The sequence below is a fragment of the Marinomonas sp. UCMA 3892 genome (assembly GCF_012726345.1).
Classification (GTDB): Bacteria; Pseudomonadota; Gammaproteobacteria; order Pseudomonadales; family Marinomonadaceae; genus Marinomonas.
Genome location: NZ_PTXN01000003.1, coordinates 29,650 through 44,030, shown reverse-complemented (window position 1 = coordinate 44,030; position 14,381 = coordinate 29,650). Strand labels below are relative to the sequence as shown.

General features: G+C 47.7%; 14 protein-coding genes. 2 read left to right on the top strand and 12 right to left on the bottom strand.

Features of this window, described 5'->3' with window-relative positions; genetic code table 11:
• Positions 1-67 precede the first annotated feature (67 nt).
• The gene (locus B6N13_RS05575; RefSeq protein WP_169458774.1) at positions 68-928 is read left to right on the top strand and encodes a DMT family transporter; all 861 of its coding nucleotides are present in this window, start codon (positions 68-70) and stop codon (positions 926-928) included.
• Between the two features lie 334 nt (positions 929-1,262).
• On the opposite strand, the gene B6N13_RS05570 is transcribed toward B6N13_RS05575, so the two are convergent.
• The 3 genes from B6N13_RS05570 to B6N13_RS05560 form a co-directional block, all read right to left on the bottom strand.
• On the bottom strand, positions 1,263-2,168 hold the full coding sequence (locus B6N13_RS05570) for an Abi family protein (RefSeq protein ID WP_169458773.1): 906 nt from the start codon (positions 2,166-2,168) through the stop codon (positions 1,263-1,265).
• A 519-nt stretch (positions 2,169-2,687) separates the two neighbouring features.
• On the bottom strand, positions 2,688-3,548 hold the full coding sequence (locus B6N13_RS05565; protein ID WP_169458772.1) for a DUF6624 domain-containing protein: 861 nt from the start codon (positions 3,546-3,548) through the stop codon (positions 2,688-2,690).
• A 347-nt stretch (positions 3,549-3,895) separates the two neighbouring features.
• A complete protein-coding gene (locus B6N13_RS05560) occupies positions 3,896-4,663 on the bottom strand; it encodes a helix-turn-helix transcriptional regulator (protein WP_169458771.1) in 768 nt (255 codons plus the stop codon).
• Positions 4,664-4,762: 99 nt separating this feature from the next.
• Between B6N13_RS05560 and B6N13_RS05555 the strand changes: the two genes are divergently transcribed.
• Positions 4,763-5,926, top strand: a complete 1,164-nt coding sequence (locus B6N13_RS05555; RefSeq protein ID WP_169458770.1) for a multidrug effflux MFS transporter — start codon at positions 4,763-4,765, stop codon at positions 5,924-5,926.
• 288 nt (positions 5,927-6,214) lie between these two features.
• Here the strand turns inward: B6N13_RS05555 and B6N13_RS05550 are convergent, their stop codons facing one another.
• The 9 genes from B6N13_RS05550 to dctP form a co-directional block, all read right to left on the bottom strand.
• Positions 6,215-8,500, bottom strand: a complete 2,286-nt coding sequence (locus B6N13_RS05550; protein ID WP_169458769.1) for an excinuclease ABC subunit UvrA — start codon at positions 8,498-8,500, stop codon at positions 6,215-6,217.
• Complete coding sequence (locus B6N13_RS05545) at positions 8,497-8,961, bottom strand: MarR family transcriptional regulator (RefSeq protein WP_011978102.1); 465 nt, start codon at positions 8,959-8,961, stop codon at positions 8,497-8,499. The genes B6N13_RS05550 and B6N13_RS05545 overlap by 4 nt, the downstream gene beginning before the upstream one ends.
• A gap of 114 nt (positions 8,962-9,075) precedes the next feature.
• Positions 9,076-9,402 (bottom strand): hypothetical protein, encoded by a 327-nt coding sequence (locus B6N13_RS05540; RefSeq protein ID WP_169458768.1) that lies wholly within the window; start codon positions 9,400-9,402, stop codon positions 9,076-9,078.
• A gap of 3 nt (positions 9,403-9,405) precedes the next feature.
• Positions 9,406-9,720 carry a transposase gene (locus tag B6N13_RS05535; RefSeq protein WP_169458767.1) on the bottom strand — a complete coding sequence of 105 codons (315 nt, stop codon included), beginning with the start codon at positions 9,718-9,720 and terminating at the stop codon, positions 9,406-9,408.
• A gap of 448 nt (positions 9,721-10,168) precedes the next feature.
• Positions 10,169-11,152, bottom strand: coding sequence for an alpha/beta fold hydrolase (locus tag B6N13_RS05530; RefSeq protein WP_169458766.1), 984 nt, complete (start codon positions 11,150-11,152; stop codon positions 10,169-10,171).
• An 11-nt stretch (positions 11,153-11,163) separates the two neighbouring features.
• Positions 11,164-11,499, bottom strand: coding sequence for a hypothetical protein (locus B6N13_RS05525; protein WP_011978106.1), 336 nt, complete (start codon positions 11,497-11,499; stop codon positions 11,164-11,166).
• A 9-nt stretch (positions 11,500-11,508) separates the two neighbouring features.
• A complete protein-coding gene (locus tag B6N13_RS05520; RefSeq protein WP_169458765.1) occupies positions 11,509-12,786 on the bottom strand; it encodes a TRAP transporter large permease in 1,278 nt (425 codons plus the stop codon).
• 2 nt (positions 12,787-12,788) lie between these two features.
• A complete protein-coding gene (locus tag B6N13_RS05515) occupies positions 12,789-13,310 on the bottom strand; it encodes a TRAP transporter small permease (RefSeq protein WP_169458764.1) in 522 nt (173 codons plus the stop codon).
• Between the two features lie 54 nt (positions 13,311-13,364).
• Entirely contained in the window at positions 13,365-14,378 is a 1,014-nt protein-coding gene (gene dctP / locus B6N13_RS05510) for a TRAP transporter substrate-binding protein DctP (protein ID WP_011978109.1), read from the bottom strand.
• Positions 14,379-14,381: the final 3 nt, after the last annotated feature.

The window sequence follows — 14,381 nt, the reverse complement described above, 5'->3', positions numbered from 1 at the left end:
CGGTTTGTATCTCCTCTTATAGCCATTTTTTCGTTTTCATAGTGCTATTATTTTTAGGGAGAATGATATGAAACCTGTAACACAAGGTTGGCTTAGTGGTTTCGTGGGCGTGGCGACTTTTGCCGGTTCGTTACCGGCGACACGAATCGCTCTGCAAGGCTTTGATCCTACTTTCTTAACAGTGGCTCGAGCTTCGATTGCTGGATTATTAGGTTTATTATTTTTACTGCTGCTCAAACAGCCTCGCCCTAATACCTCGCAAATTTTTACGCTCTTGCTTAGTGCTATGGGAGTAGTGGTTGGTTTTCCTTTATTGACGGCTTTTGCACTGCAGTACGTCACCTCAGCGCATTGTGTGGTGTTTGTGGGCGTATTGCCCATCTGTACCGCGTTGTTTGCAGTGCTAAGAGGCGGTGAACGTCCTAGCTGGCCGTTTTGGTTCTTTTCATTGGTGGGGGCAACCTTGGTGGTTGGCTATGCCGCCTTAGGTGCGGGTGAAGTATCGTTAATGGGTGATGGTTTAATGCTGGCGGCGATAGTTGTCTGTGGTATGGGGTATGCGGAAGGCGCACGTTTGTCGCGTGTATTAGGTGGATGGCAGGTGATCTGCTGGTCTTTAGTCGTGTCTTTACCTGTGATGCTGCCATTGCTGTATTTCCTATGGCCCAGCTCATTCGCTTTGGTGACGACATCGGCATGGCTAGGGCTTGGCTATGTCTCCCTTTTTAGTATGCTGTTTGGCTTTATTTTCTGGTATAGAGGGTTGGCGCTAGGTGGTATTGCGGCGGTGAGTCAGCTGCAATTAATTCAACCATTTATGGGGTTTTTACTGGCGGCTTGGTTACTGCAAGAAAGCATCAGTTTAACCATGCTGTGGGTAACACTGGCAGCCGTTTTGTGCGTGGTGGGAGCAAAAAAATTTTGTTAAAGGGTAAATTAAATTGGCGATATTAAGCTTAATTTTCACCTGACACCAATTGCTTGTAATTGCTTTTTAGTGCTCTTGAGATGGGAAGATTGGGAAATCTTCGGCGGGCATAAAAAAGCCCATATCTTTAGATACAGGCTTCTTTATCATCTGTCCGCGGGGGGGGGAAAGCTTTTGCTAAACAAGTCCCACGGCGCGCACTGTTAGATATATACACTGTGACGGATGCGTCAAATTGATTGTCCTGGTTATCCTAGCACCCGTTTCTACCAATAAAGACGCGTTGATGTTGATGATGTTCTCTTAGTAGTGTTGAGAGCTTATTAGTAAGGCTTTAATACCTTAATGGTATGAGTTTGCAATGCGGTGCTTCTGAGGTTTCAATTATGATTGTGTGGTTTTGGGCTGTTGCTTCCATCATTGCGTGCCTAAGTTCCTTTATCGAGTCGATATTATTATTTTGGCAGATGGAAGTTTCATTTGTTGAGCAAACTCTCATGGCGCTTGATAGGAAGTTCTGTTCTTTAACGAGTTCCGCTTTACGTGGTGAAATTAAGAGGATCAGCTTGTAGATACGGTCTATTTTTTCGTGTAAGTGAGCAATGGCATCTTCTTGGCTATCCACTCCGTATCGTTTCCAGGTGGGTTCGTTATGAGAAACACGATTACGAAATTCTCTTAATGTTTTAACAAGGTCTTTTGTTGAACTGAGCATACTCGCTGCACTGGATGAGGGCCATTTTCCCTGAAATACTTTCCCAAGTTGTGCAGGCCATATGAGTTCATCACCCATGAATTCACTATCCAAAATGAACTCCCAAGTGGAGAATTCTGTTTTCGCTATGATTTCCTGATGCAACGGTCGAACATTGGCTATATTGTAGCGTGCTTGTTTATCACGCTTAACTTGGTTCGTTGCTTTTGAAAAGTTGTTAGTAATTGCCGAGACTGAAAAAGGCGGCTCTTTGTCTGGGGCATAAGAATTATAGCGTAATCGCCCTTTTCGCCACCAAAAGCGACCGAAGCTTTGTGTTAATGCATGATCGATTGAATTTCTAAGAGTCACTTCAGCGCTGGTTAGAAGCGGGAATAGAGCTGAGCACACCTCAATATTCCAGAGATATGCACCGATAAGTTCAGCCTCATTTGAACAATGAAAAACAGCCTTGTAGCTTTCGAGCCGTTTGTTGGAGATAAGTTGATTTATTAATGCTGATTGATTGTTAATAGTATTTGGCATCCTTGCCTTCCATTTTATGTTGTGTTGACTAGTGGGAGCGTAGGGCCTAGAATTAATCCTAAGGTTGGCGTTTGGCTCCAATGAGCGTTTAGCTAATGACCTTTCGCAAAGACCTAAATACTCGCCCCAGCCTTGAGCTGGGGTTTTCGTTTTAGAGGCGCCTAATACGCCTAGTCCCAGTTTATTTCCAAGTCTGCTTCTACTTTAAAAGTGGCGATATGGGCTGTTTGCTGCCGCTTTATTCACGATTCCCTTTTTAGATAACATATTACAATGTTTCATAACGTCGCTCAAAACTTCTGAGAGTTTTAGCATTGCTTTAGAGCGACAAAGTGAGCTCTGGCAACCCCATGGTCTCTATATTCAATGGAGTCGCCAGCAAAAAGATCGCGCCAAAGGATACCAAGCCTTCTTCAAAGTACACGTATCAGGTGAAGTCGTTTAATAAAATATATGTCGAAGAATTGCAGTCAGATGGAAGGTTATCTGACTGCAATGGTGCGTATAGGCTAATGGCTGCTAGGCAGCAATATAGCCGCCTTCTAATGCCCATTTGCGTATTAGTGCCTGCCACTCATCTTTGGTGTATCGATAAGCTTTACGCTGACGAATCATATCAGCCCATTCTTCATTGGCTTTGTTTAAATTGATCAAACCTACTTGCGCACGTCTCTTGTTTAGGTTCTTTGGGTCAACGACATTGTCGCTGTATTCCACCCGATCACTGCGCTCATTGAAGTCATTGAATGCGCCAAAGATGGATGGTTGATAAGAGAGCGTTAACCAACGATCAATCGAGACTGCGTAATACCCTCCATAGCACTCGCCTAAAGGCAAAGCCTCACGCATTAATTCAGCACTTCGATAYTGAAATTGGCTGTTCTTCAAGCAGTTAATRCCTAACCAGTAACACGCCTCTATCCCTTCTCGTCCAACGATTTGAGGGCCGACCCATCCGTATTTGTCATAGATCGCTTCGAGCATCTCGACGGACTCTTCATTAAAATCATCTAAGTGGTCGAACCAGCCAGCTTTTTTAGATGTATAACGGCGCATCAGAGCGATACGCATAGCATTGCGTCGAGTTAACTGCTCAGCTAGAGCTGGGTCATAGTCGGCACTTGGTTGAGTGGATTTTTGAATGAATAACTTCAAGCGGCGCCAACTGGCAAAGCCATATTGTCGAGCAATGACTCTTTGTGCATCTAAAATAGAGAAGGGTTGCAATAAGACTTGCTCAGTTTGCAAATTTTGAAAAGAAGTATCGAAATGACTGATCAGCTCGACGACACTTGGATCGCCTGCGCGATGTTTGGACCGCAAAGCACGTGCGGCACGATGTAGATATTCAATGCTGGGGTTATTTGGCAAGATTTTCATTTAAGCTCTCCTACATAGGTTGCACTTAACTCGCGAAAGCACAGAAAGCTAAAATGTCGTATAGAAGGGTGGAGCATTACAGGTAAGGTTAACCTTTTTCCGCGAGTCGGATGCGCCCTGAAGCACTATGTGTGATTCTAAAAACTTCCAGTACGGGTTGCAAGGAAAATAGATTTTTCAATTGTGGGCAATTGTTGGTAAATAGCCTGGTTATGACCCCAAAACGTAACGCATATTCTCGCAAGCATAAAATATTACAGTTTCATTTTTATTTGCCCCCAACTGTTATTGATGGTTGGCACAAAAATGACAGCCTAACCCGACAGTTTTTTTGTCACAAACAGCGCTTATTTTCGCCTGTCCATATAAATTTTCGGTGGGCAACCTACCATATTCTTGAAAAAAGTAGTGAAGGCGCTGTCGCTGGAGAATGCCAACTGAGAGGCCACTTCAGATTGGCACCACCCTATGGAGAGTAGCTCAATCGCTTTATTCAATCGCCATTGTTGACGCCATTGCTGGTAACTCAAGCCCGTTTCGCGTCGAAATATTCTGCTAATTGTTTTTTCGGAAGCGCCTATAAGATGTGAGAGTCTGTTCAACGGTGGGAGCGCTTCTTGAGCAACGAGGTGGCGTAGACGCCGATCAGTGGGCAGTGGCAGTAACGTCACTTCAAGCGGTGCTGATGTGATTTCGTCAAGGCAGACGGCCAAAATATTGGCGTAAGCGCCATCTTGCCAGTTCGTGTTGAATGGTGCTAACGCAATACGTTCCAGAACCTCACGCAAAAGTGGTGAGGCGGTTAATACGGTAACCTCTTCAGGCATGCCATGATAGTGATTGCAATCTATATAAATGGAACGATAGCCAACGACGTCATTCACTTTCACACGGTGTTCTACGTGAGGCGGAATCCAAGCAACCCTTGCCGGAGGGAGCAGGCAAAGGCTGTTATCTAGTGTGATCCGCATACTGCCTTGTTTGCAGAATAATAACTGCCCTTTGTCATGATAATGGACGCCAGAATCGTGCTGTGCCAATTCGGCGGCAATTCCCAATACACGATTGTTTAAGGCATCAGGGTTAAAACTGTCCTGTGCCTGAAGCCATGCCATATTGTGTCCTATTTTGTAAATTTATTGTCTTTCTTATTGTAATCGTCTCTATGGGCAAGATGCTACCGTATGTATCTTATTTTTGGTTATGGATTTTTTATGAAACGTAGACTGACCCTGACTCTGGCAACGTCATTGATGATGTTTCCCCAAGTGGTTGAAACGATATACAGTCCGGCTTTGACCCATATTGCTGATGGATTTCAAGTTAGCGCGGCAATAGCAGCACAAACACTATCATGTTACTTCTTCGCCTTTGCATTGGGTGTAGTGTTTTGGGGGCGTATGTGCGACATCATTGGGCGACGTCCTAGCATTTTGTTGGGTCTAATGCTCTATTTAATCGCTTCAATAGTTGCTTTACTAAGCAGTAGTTTCATCGTGTTGTTAGCCGCACGTATGTTAGCGGCCTTTGGTGCATCTGTTGGATCCGTAGGGACGCAAACTGCGATGCGAGATCGCTTTGACGGTCCTGAATTGGCTAAAATTTTTTCGATCATGGGGATTGCGATGGCCGTTAGTCCCGCAGTGGGTGTCTTAAGTGGTGCATTGCTGACGTATTATTGGGGATATCAAGGCGTATTCGGAGGCTTGGTCATTTTGGCTGCTGTACTTTTTGGGTATGCATATTTGAAACTACCGGAAACCTGTCCCAAGCAGATATCGGCGAGCTCGTTTGGAGAAACTTTGGTTAAAATGTTGAAGGACGGCGATATTTGGCTTAGTGCATCGCTAGTCGCGTTATTTAACATTTGTATGTTTAGTTACTATCAACTGGCACCGTTCCTTTTCTCTAAGCTTGAACTTCCGGATGATTGGTTTGGCTATACAGGTCTCATCTTAGCAGCAGGTGTCGGTGTTGGTGCGGTGATTAACAAATTTTTGGTTAGCAAACACTGGCAGTTTCCCTCGCAACTCACGTTGGCGTGCATTCTTTCCCTGAGTGGCGGTGTATTGTTGTTATTGTTTGAAGAGACCGTATGGTTCGTACTGCCGATGATGTTAGTGGTCATGGCGTATGGTATAGCGATACCGAACATACTAGCGCGCGCTCTGCGCAATTATAAAGAGTGCATGGGGACTGCCGGTGCGATCTTGGGCTCGATGTACTACTTGATGTTAGGTGGTGGTTTGGTCTTGGTAGGGTTGTCTCAGCATTTAGGTATAGTCCTGACTTTGTGTAGTCTCTGCATACTATTCTTCGTGTATTTGGTCGTGTACAACGAACGTCGATTGCCGTTACCGGAAAGTGAAAAAGCCTGAGCAGTTCATGGATACCCTCTATAACAATATCTATTTCTGTGTTGATGTGCATCTGTCCACTTGTAAATACTTACTCTTGGAATTCACCTTGAGCGAACCGACTCCAGTCAATTCTGTCTTGGTGATTAATTAAGTTGAAATTGAAGCCAGATGAAAATAGAACACGGGTCGTCAGCTTGACTCAATAAGTGTTTGCCCGTAGGGGGCAGCTGCGCGCAAACAGTACCACGTCCAGCTCTTCAGCGACGGCAGGAAAGCAACACAGGTGCCGCCGCTCCATGCATTACCTCACTGTTGCTCAGTCAAATGGTGCCGAAGGAACGGTCCTGTTACAGATTTCGAGGCGCTGATCATTGCCGTAGGCAAACCCTCGAAGATGACTTTTCCGCCTTTCTTGCCTGCACCTGGGCCCATCTCGATCAACCAGTCTGCATGGGCCATAACATCCAAGTTGTGTTCGACTACGATGACGGTGGCACCTCGCTGCGTGAGGTCATCAAGGATGGTAAGCAACCGATCAACATCGGACATATGCAGACCAGACGTCGGCTCGTCAAAAACATACAAGCTGCCTTCTTCAGCCAATCGGCATGCCAGTTTCAGGCGCTGGCGCTCACCGCCTGATAGGGTGTTTAGCCGCTGTCCCAGAGATAGATAGCCCAATCCGACATTGGAGAGCCTGTGCAATGGCTCAACGATTTCTTGGTAGGCTTGGAAATGCCGCAGCGCCTGTTCCACAGAGAAAGCGAGAACTTGGGCTATATTGCAACCCATCCAGGTAATCGCCCGTGCTGCCTCGTTGAATCCTGTGGCACTGCAGGCATCACAAGGCGTTTCTACGCTGTCCATGAAAGCCAAGTCAGTATGGATCAAGCCCAGGCCCTTACAGGCTGGGCACGCCCCTTGAGCGTTATTGCTGAACAAGCTGGCGGGCTGACCGCTGGCTTTCGTGAAGCCTGAGCGAATCTCGTCAAGCACACCGGTATAGCTTGAGACCGACGAGCGCCGCGTTCCTCCCAAACTTTTCTGGTCGATCAAGATGGCATCTGGGCAATGGCGGAGCAGCAAGCGGTTGACGAGCGTGCTTTTGCCAGAGCCAGCGACCCCCGTCACTACGGTCAGAACACCAGTTGGTATGGATATGTTGACATCTTGCAAGTTGTGTAGCGAAAGATGCTGCAAGGCGATCTGTCCCGTCGCAGAGCGCGGCTCGCGTTTCATCGGCGTAGCCCGTAGCAGGTAACGCCCCGTCAAGGTATCTGCTTGCCGTAAGCCTGCGTAATCGCCTTGGTACACCACATGGCCGCCACCCTTCCCAGCGCCCGGCCCCATATCCACCACATGATCGGCAATGGCGATAACATCTGGATCGTGCTCCACCACCAAGATGGTATTACCTTTGTCACGCAGGCTACGCAGCAATGTGTTGAGTTGGTGAACATCACTTGGATGCAGCCCAACGCTGGGCTCATCGAAGATGTAGGCAATGTCGGCCAGACTGCTACCAAGATGGCGAACCATCTTCACACGCTGGGACTCGCCGCCCGACAGGCTCGCAGTTTCACGGCCCAAGCTGAGGTAGTCCAGACCGATAGCTCGCATCTGCTCTAGCCTTTCAATAATGGCTGTCAGCACTGTAGCGATGGCTTCCGAATCTATCGTCCGGATGAAGAGCAGCAGGTCGGATATCTCCAAATTGCCGCAGTCCGCGATGGATTTTCCCTTGATCTTGCATGAGAGGATGGTTGGATTGAGGCGGGCGCCACCACAAGCTTGGCACCGTTGACGAGTGATGACATGAGCGAGCCCTTCACGTTCTGCCTTGGTAAGGCGACTAGGCTCATGATCTAGATAGGCTCGACGAAAGCGCGGAACGACGCCCTGAAACCGCGCCGATGATGGCCATCCGGGGAGCGGATTGCTCACGGCAAGATCGTCTGCATACAGCAACGTCTGCCATTCGTCCGCGGTGTAGTCGGCGAGCGGTTTGTCGCAATCAAACAAGCCTGAGTAAGCGTAGCGCTTCCAACGAAATGTGCCGCGAGCAAATGTGGGAAACCGGATCGCTCCTTGATTCAGGGATTTGCTGCGGTCGAACATGACATCAAGGTCAAACTCGTCGACCATGCCCAGCCCTTGGCAGGTCGGGCACATCCCCTGTGGGTGATTGAACGAGAACACATTGGAATAGCCCACGAATGGTTCGCCTAGGCGCGAGAACAGTAGCCGCAGCAAAGGTTGTATATCGGTGGCCGTCCCTACTGTCGAGCGCGCATTGCTGCCTAATGGCTTCTGATCAACCACGATTGACGCTGGCAAATTGCATAAGGCATCGGCCTGCGGTTGGCCGTAGTGCGGTAGACGGTGCCGTATGAAGGCACTGTGGCTTTCGTTGAACTGACGTTGGGATTCAGCTGCGATCGTGTCAAACACCAATGAGGACTTTCCTGAACCGGACACGCCAGTGAACACTGTGATGCAGTGCTTGGGAACCTTCACGGTAACGCTGCGCAGGTTGTTGTTGCGCGCACCGATAATCTCCATGTCCTGGTACGGTGAGTGTACGGGGCTCATGCGCGAGGCCCCTGCTCAGCGGCATGGGAAGTCAATGCAGCGCTGACTTTCTCGCAGAGTTCCGTGAACATGGCCTGCTCACCGGGCGTTAGTGCAGCCATGACACACTGTGCTGCGTCATGCCTGCCGGTGGCGGCGCGTATAAGGAAATCGCGTCCTTGCTGCGTTAGCGTAGTGACCTGCTCGCGACGATCCCCGTCGCCCTGCATTTGCTCCACCAGATTGAAATCCTTGAGCACGCGCAAAGACTTGGAGATACCTGTTCGAGCTGCACCGAGCTTGTCGCCTAGCAGCGAGGGCGTCATGGGGCCTTGCAAGCGGAGAAGCTCAAGAATGTCGTACTGCGCCCAACTCACCGCCTCGGGCGTATAGCGGGTGCGGCGTGCTACGAGAATACATTGGAGATGTGAGAGCGCGTTCTCCAAAACGCCGGGCTCTACGTTAGTTTGAACAGTGATCATGGGATTCCTATAGATTTCCATATTGCAACTTTATTTGGTATTTTGTCAGTGATTCTCGCACATTTAATTTCTATTTGGAAATCATATGGATGCCCCGAGCTGACATCCGTCCTCTCATGACACCCCATCGCCGAGCATTGCTGCCTCAGCCGCTTTCCAATCACCGGCCGTCATGGCGTGAAGCTGAATCCCATACATTGATTGAGCATCGCGTGGTGCCCGCTCGCGAGCATGGGGCAACTGCGTGCTGTGTGTGGTACGGGCAGACAGCACTATGCCTAACTCTTCCAGTTCCTTAAATTGGGTAAAATTGGGGGCAGATGAAATATGGCGAGACTTCCACGACTTTGTCCGATTGGCATCCCGCAACACATGATCTAGTGTGGCAACAACCGCCAAGTGTGTTTTGCCAGTGAAGATGACTTCATTGCTTATGTGCATTGGCTAACGGAATACGCCAAAGAGTTTGACGTTAAAGAGCTTGCATACTGTGGGCATAAAAGGGACATAACACCGACCAATATGTTGCATAAACTGACTTACACCCGTGCTAGATTGAGCAGTTAGAAGAATGTGAACAGGGTTTGTCATAAAGACAAAAGCGTGCATAGCAACATTGTATTTGACTGCTGCTTCTTTCATCCAGAAAGCATACGCTTTGTAATCTTCATCCTCGAAGAAAACAGGTTCGCGAGAAGCGCCACGCTGAATAACATGGACTTGGATATTAGGTAAAAAGAAACGGGGTTTTCTTGGCATCTTTTCCTCTTTGAAGAGAGACCAATGAATATCTTAAAGGGTCAGAACCCTTAAATAATAGTAATGTGGTTAGTGACTAGAATAGTCAGTTCTTAAGGGTTCTGACCCTTTAATTCGATCAGCCATCAGGCGCAGAGGAAAAGCAACCTAAAGATAAATGAATTTTTAGCCGACTCTAATCAATTCAATTAATTACGATCAGCAAGATCCCGAGTCTCATTCCCACTGGCTACTAAAAGGATTCAATTTCCGCTGCGCTTGAAAATTAACTTAACGACCATTTGAATAGGTTCGATAGCAATCTCCATTAGTGCTGCGTGTAAATAAGAGATCGAGCCAGATGAATTAATTTTCATCTGGCTCCAATTGTTGTTAAAGAAGAGATTGAGCAACGAACAGGTAGGTGAGTGATGCCCAGAAAGAGTGATCGGCAACCGAACCAGATGCATTAATTTTCACCTAACTCATTGTCCTTTCGCTTAATCCAATCGAAAACTTGGTCAGCAACCTGATCTGAGTTCGAGTCCATCATTGGTACGTGAGAGTTACCCACTATTCCCAGCGCTGGAAGATCGATTACCTCTACGTTGCCGCCGAGATCCTGCAACTGAGCAACATAGGCATCCACCTGAGCTCTATATCCCTTCCATGTTTCAGAACCACCTATGTAATCGCCCCACACAAACAGATGCGGCACTTGTGCTGCATTTCCGGTATCAGCAGGAGCAGAAGCTGGCTCAATCACGACAACACCACGAAATAGCTCAGGGTGCTTTGCAGCAGCTTCTAAGGCAAAGTTTCCCCCTTGGCTGTGTGCTACCAACCAAACGGGACCAATTTTTTCCACAGCTGCATAGTAGGCATCGAGTGTTATCGCGCCATGATCAGTCCAGCGAGGGACGAATTGTGAGCAGAAGTAATCTAGCTGTTCAATCGGGAACTTTAGCTCTGGAAAACTAGCTGCTAGGCGATTTTCATCTTTGCAACTCGATGCCGGACCGAATCGAAACAAACTCCAAGCTTCGTTACGCGTGCGGAAAATCGGTGATGTATCGTAGATCTCTGGATATGGTGACCAGCCAGCACGGCCACGCTCTACAGCGTCACAAACATAGGTATCGAAGCCTTTACGTAAGAAGTACATTTGCCATCCGGGTCGCCCATCAGGGGTCGTTTCCCAAGTTACACCCGTCATGGCTCCACCGTGCCAAAACATTAATGGACTGTCGAATACTGGTTTGGCTTGACGTGTGAATTGTACGTAGGCCTGACCTGTGACGTAGTCGCCGTTAAGGTCTACGAATCGAGGCTTGGCATTACGAGCAACCTGAACTTCACGGGTCGGTTGTCCTTCCAAGGTAATTATGCGTCCACCTGAGAAAAAACTTCCGATCTCGGAGATACTTATCTGATTTTGCTTTTCTGAATACATTTTCATTCCTTCTAATCGACATCACGGGCGTAAAGAGTTGATTGGTCGATGGCGAACGCACGGATACGAATGCCGGTTGATAGAGCCTTACCTACTACATCGACTATTTTGTCCATCGCAGTCTCTATCACCGCTCCTTGTCGGTACTCGTTCGCTCTAAATTGCATATCTACGTATACGGGTAGCGGAGTAACAAATGTTGAGCATGAGAAAACTACTTGGCATTTTGCTGGATCGGCCTGCAGGACTTCTCGCATCATGTGCTCTAAACCAGCTTGGATTGTTTCATTCTGCTCCCGAACCGCTGCATCCAATGTCTCTGAGTAAAAAATTTTGATAACAGGCATTATTCGCTCCTACCCGTAAATTAATGTTGGTAACCACAGCGACAAACTAGGTATATAAGTCACTGCGATTAGGAGAATAAGCAGAATTACCATGAATGGCAGTACGCCTTTTATGGTCTCTGCAACTGGCGTTTTGGTGATCGAACTGAGGACAAAAATATTTAGCCCGATTGGTGGTGTTAATAGAGCAAGTTCCATGTTGATAACCATCAGCACTGCAAAATGAATTGGGTCGATTCCCATCGGTGCCAAAAGTGGAAGAAGTATTGGTAAGGTGATCAACATGATCGCAAACACTTCTAGGAATGTGCCCAACACCAAAAAAAGAATATTGATGACTATTAAGAACTGCCAGGTTGCTAAATTCAGGCTGATTACCCAGTCTGCTAGATTCTGAGGAGCACCTGATTTAGTTAACCAGTGTCCAAAGGCTAGAGCTGTGATAATGATCATTACAATGGATATTGTGGATTTCATCGAATCCCCAATAATCGGAATGATGTCCTTCATTCCGCAGCCTTTGTAAACTAATACGCTTACAATGATTGAAACCAGCGCTGCAATGCCAGCAGATTCGGAAACGGTTACGATACCGCTGTAGATTCCCCCGAGTATGACCACAGGTACAGCAATAGCGGGAAGAGCACGAATATTAACAGCGATAAATTCATCTTTCGGCAGTGATGGCTGGCGAGGGTAGTTGCGCCGCTTCGCAATCCATACCGAGTATGTAATAAACAAGGCTGCTTGAATCAAACCTGGAATGACGCCGGCAAGGAATAGTCGTGGTACTGATTCCTCGGCGATAATCGCGAAGACTATGAAAGCTAAGCTTGGTGGAATCAGAATACCTAAAGTACCGGATGCACCGACCAGTCCTACAGCAAAGGAGCGGTCGTACTTTTGATTCAGCATGGCCGGAACCATGATTAATCCCATCGCTACCGCTGTGGCAACTGATGACCCAGAGATTGCAGCAAAGATCGTTGTTGCAGTTACACAGACGATACCAAGGCCTCCGGTGAAGCGCCCAACCCAGGCATTTGCCCAGTCCACAAGTGCTTGTGCTATCCCTCCCCGCTGCATGAATGTAGCGGATATTATGAAAAATGGGATCGCTAGCAGTGTTATTGAATCGAGGTGGTCAACATATATTTGGGCGAGAGCCATCAAAGGCGTGCCTTCTATGTAGAACATCACTGCGGCTAGTAGCCCCAAAACGATATAGATAGGGATGCCTAGTGCGAGAGCCAATAGAAGTGCCACACCTACATACAAGAATTCCATGATTAGTCTCCAAGCAGTTCGTCTGAATGGGAAGTCGATGGCAACTGATTCGGGTCGACAAGCTCACACCAGAGACGTGTGAGATAGGCGATGCACTGAAGCGCCATCCCGGTAGGAAGAGCCAAATAGTAGATCCATTTGGGGAACCTCAGTGTGCTGTCTCCTTCCTCACCTAGCATGTGAGCAAATTCGACAACCGCGTATCCTTGGTAGAAAAACAGTACAGAAAAAGTCAAACCCATAAGCGTAGCAAGGACACCCAGTGCGCGTTGTTTTTTGGTTGATAATTGGGCAACGACAAAGTCGGCATTTACATGTCCCGCGTTCAACGCTAGTTCTCCGATCGATAAAAATAGAGCCCATACCGTTAAATAGATGATGACCTCAGTGCCCCAATCAGGGAATGCGTGGGGAAAAAAGTAGCGTGTAATGACCACAGCACATAGGAGCAACAAAGCACATGCACCTACAGCACCTGCCAGCCATCTAGATGCATGAGTGAGCCAGGTAGCAAAAATTACCATATGAATAACCTCCAGCTTGAAAGGGGGAGAACTATTTTGTTCTCCCTATGCGGATCAGTTGAGCTTATCGAGCTCAGCCGAGACCATTGCAACGAAATCTTTTGAGATTCCGAGCTCTTCAACTACTTCAGGCTGGCCGAGGAGAAGGCGTTGGCGCATATTTTCTAGGCTTTTAGGGGCGGGATCGACAGTCTCGATGCCATTTCTCGTACCAATATTACGAGCTTCCAATTGGTGCTCGGTAGCGACATAGCGAACCTCGTCAATCATGTCGTTCCAAGTAAGAGTAATAAGGTTCTGAATTTCTGTCGGATATTTGTTCCAAGATCTTAGGCTAATCATTGGCACGTACTGCAGATAAGCCTGGCGGTCTTCGAATCCGTAGCGAATACCACTCTCCCAGAGCTTTGCAGAACGTACCGTTTCCTGTGTGGACCAGATGCCATCGACTGTTCCTCGCTGGAGAGCCTGAGGGAGATCAGAAAGCGGAATTGATACAGGATTAGCACCGAACGTTTTATAGCGCTGAACGTTAGCTGCGCCGCCTGGAACACGTATTTTCATACCATCCATATCTTCTGGTTTCTCTAACCGCTTATTGGTTGTAAATACCGTTCCATATCCTAGGTCGAACCAGCGCCCAATTACTTTAACGCGAAGCTTTTTCTCGATAAGACGATTTAACTCATCACCAGCTGGACCGTCCCAGACGCCGTGAATTTTCTCTGGACTGGCGCCATAGAACATAGGTAACAGGACAGTACCGGCTTCAGGGATGATTTTAGAGAAGTGTTGATGCATGGGAGCACCCATATCGATAGCGCCTTGCGCAAGAGCTGTCGGTACGTTTGCACCTTTGTATTGAGCCGCTGCGTGGAATACACGCACTTCAAGCTGACCGTTGGAGCGCTTGTTTAACTCATTTGCAAATTTAACCATAGCTACATTTCGCACATGGGTAGGAGCGGTGTCCAACGAAATATCTAGTTGGTAGTCTGCAGCAAACACTAGGGGGGTGAACACAGCTAAAGTGCAGGCTGAGATTAGCCCAGTGAAAAAGCGTTTCATAGA

What these genes read in the sequence shown, in the direction of transcription:
- B6N13_RS05575 (WP_169458774.1), top strand. Translation starts at nt 68, where the DNA reads ATGAAACCTGTAACACAAGGTTGGCTTAGTGGTTTCGTGGGCGTGGCG.
- B6N13_RS05570 (WP_169458773.1), bottom strand. Translation starts at nt 2,168, where the DNA reads ATGCCAAATACTATTAACAATCAATCAGCATTAATAAATCAACTTATC.
- B6N13_RS05560 (WP_169458771.1), bottom strand. Translation starts at nt 4,663, where the DNA reads ATGGCATGGCTTCAGGCACAGGACAGTTTTAACCCTGATGCCTTAAAC.
- B6N13_RS05555 (WP_169458770.1), top strand. Translation starts at nt 4,763, where the DNA reads ATGAAACGTAGACTGACCCTGACTCTGGCAACGTCATTGATGATGTTT.
- B6N13_RS05550 (WP_169458769.1), bottom strand. Translation starts at nt 8,500, where the DNA reads ATGAGCCCCGTACACTCACCGTACCAGGACATGGAGATTATCGGTGCG.
- B6N13_RS05545 (WP_011978102.1), bottom strand. Translation starts at nt 8,961, where the DNA reads ATGATCACTGTTCAAACTAACGTAGAGCCCGGCGTTTTGGAGAACGCG.
- B6N13_RS05540 (WP_169458768.1), bottom strand. Translation starts at nt 9,402, where the DNA reads ATGCACATAAGCAATGAAGTCATCTTCACTGGCAAAACACACTTGGCG.
- B6N13_RS05535 (WP_169458767.1), bottom strand. Translation starts at nt 9,720, where the DNA reads ATGCCAAGAAAACCCCGTTTCTTTTTACCTAATATCCAAGTCCATGTT.
- B6N13_RS05530 (WP_169458766.1), bottom strand. Translation starts at nt 11,152, where the DNA reads ATGTATTCAGAAAAGCAAAATCAGATAAGTATCTCCGAGATCGGAAGT.
- B6N13_RS05525 (WP_011978106.1), bottom strand. Translation starts at nt 11,499, where the DNA reads ATGCCTGTTATCAAAATTTTTTACTCAGAGACATTGGATGCAGCGGTT.
- B6N13_RS05520 (WP_169458765.1), bottom strand. Translation starts at nt 12,786, where the DNA reads ATGGAATTCTTGTATGTAGGTGTGGCACTTCTATTGGCTCTCGCACTA.
- B6N13_RS05515 (WP_169458764.1), bottom strand. Translation starts at nt 13,310, where the DNA reads ATGGTAATTTTTGCTACCTGGCTCACTCATGCATCTAGATGGCTGGCA.
- dctP (WP_011978109.1), bottom strand. Translation starts at nt 14,378, where the DNA reads ATGAAACGCTTTTTCACTGGGCTAATCTCAGCCTGCACTTTAGCTGTG.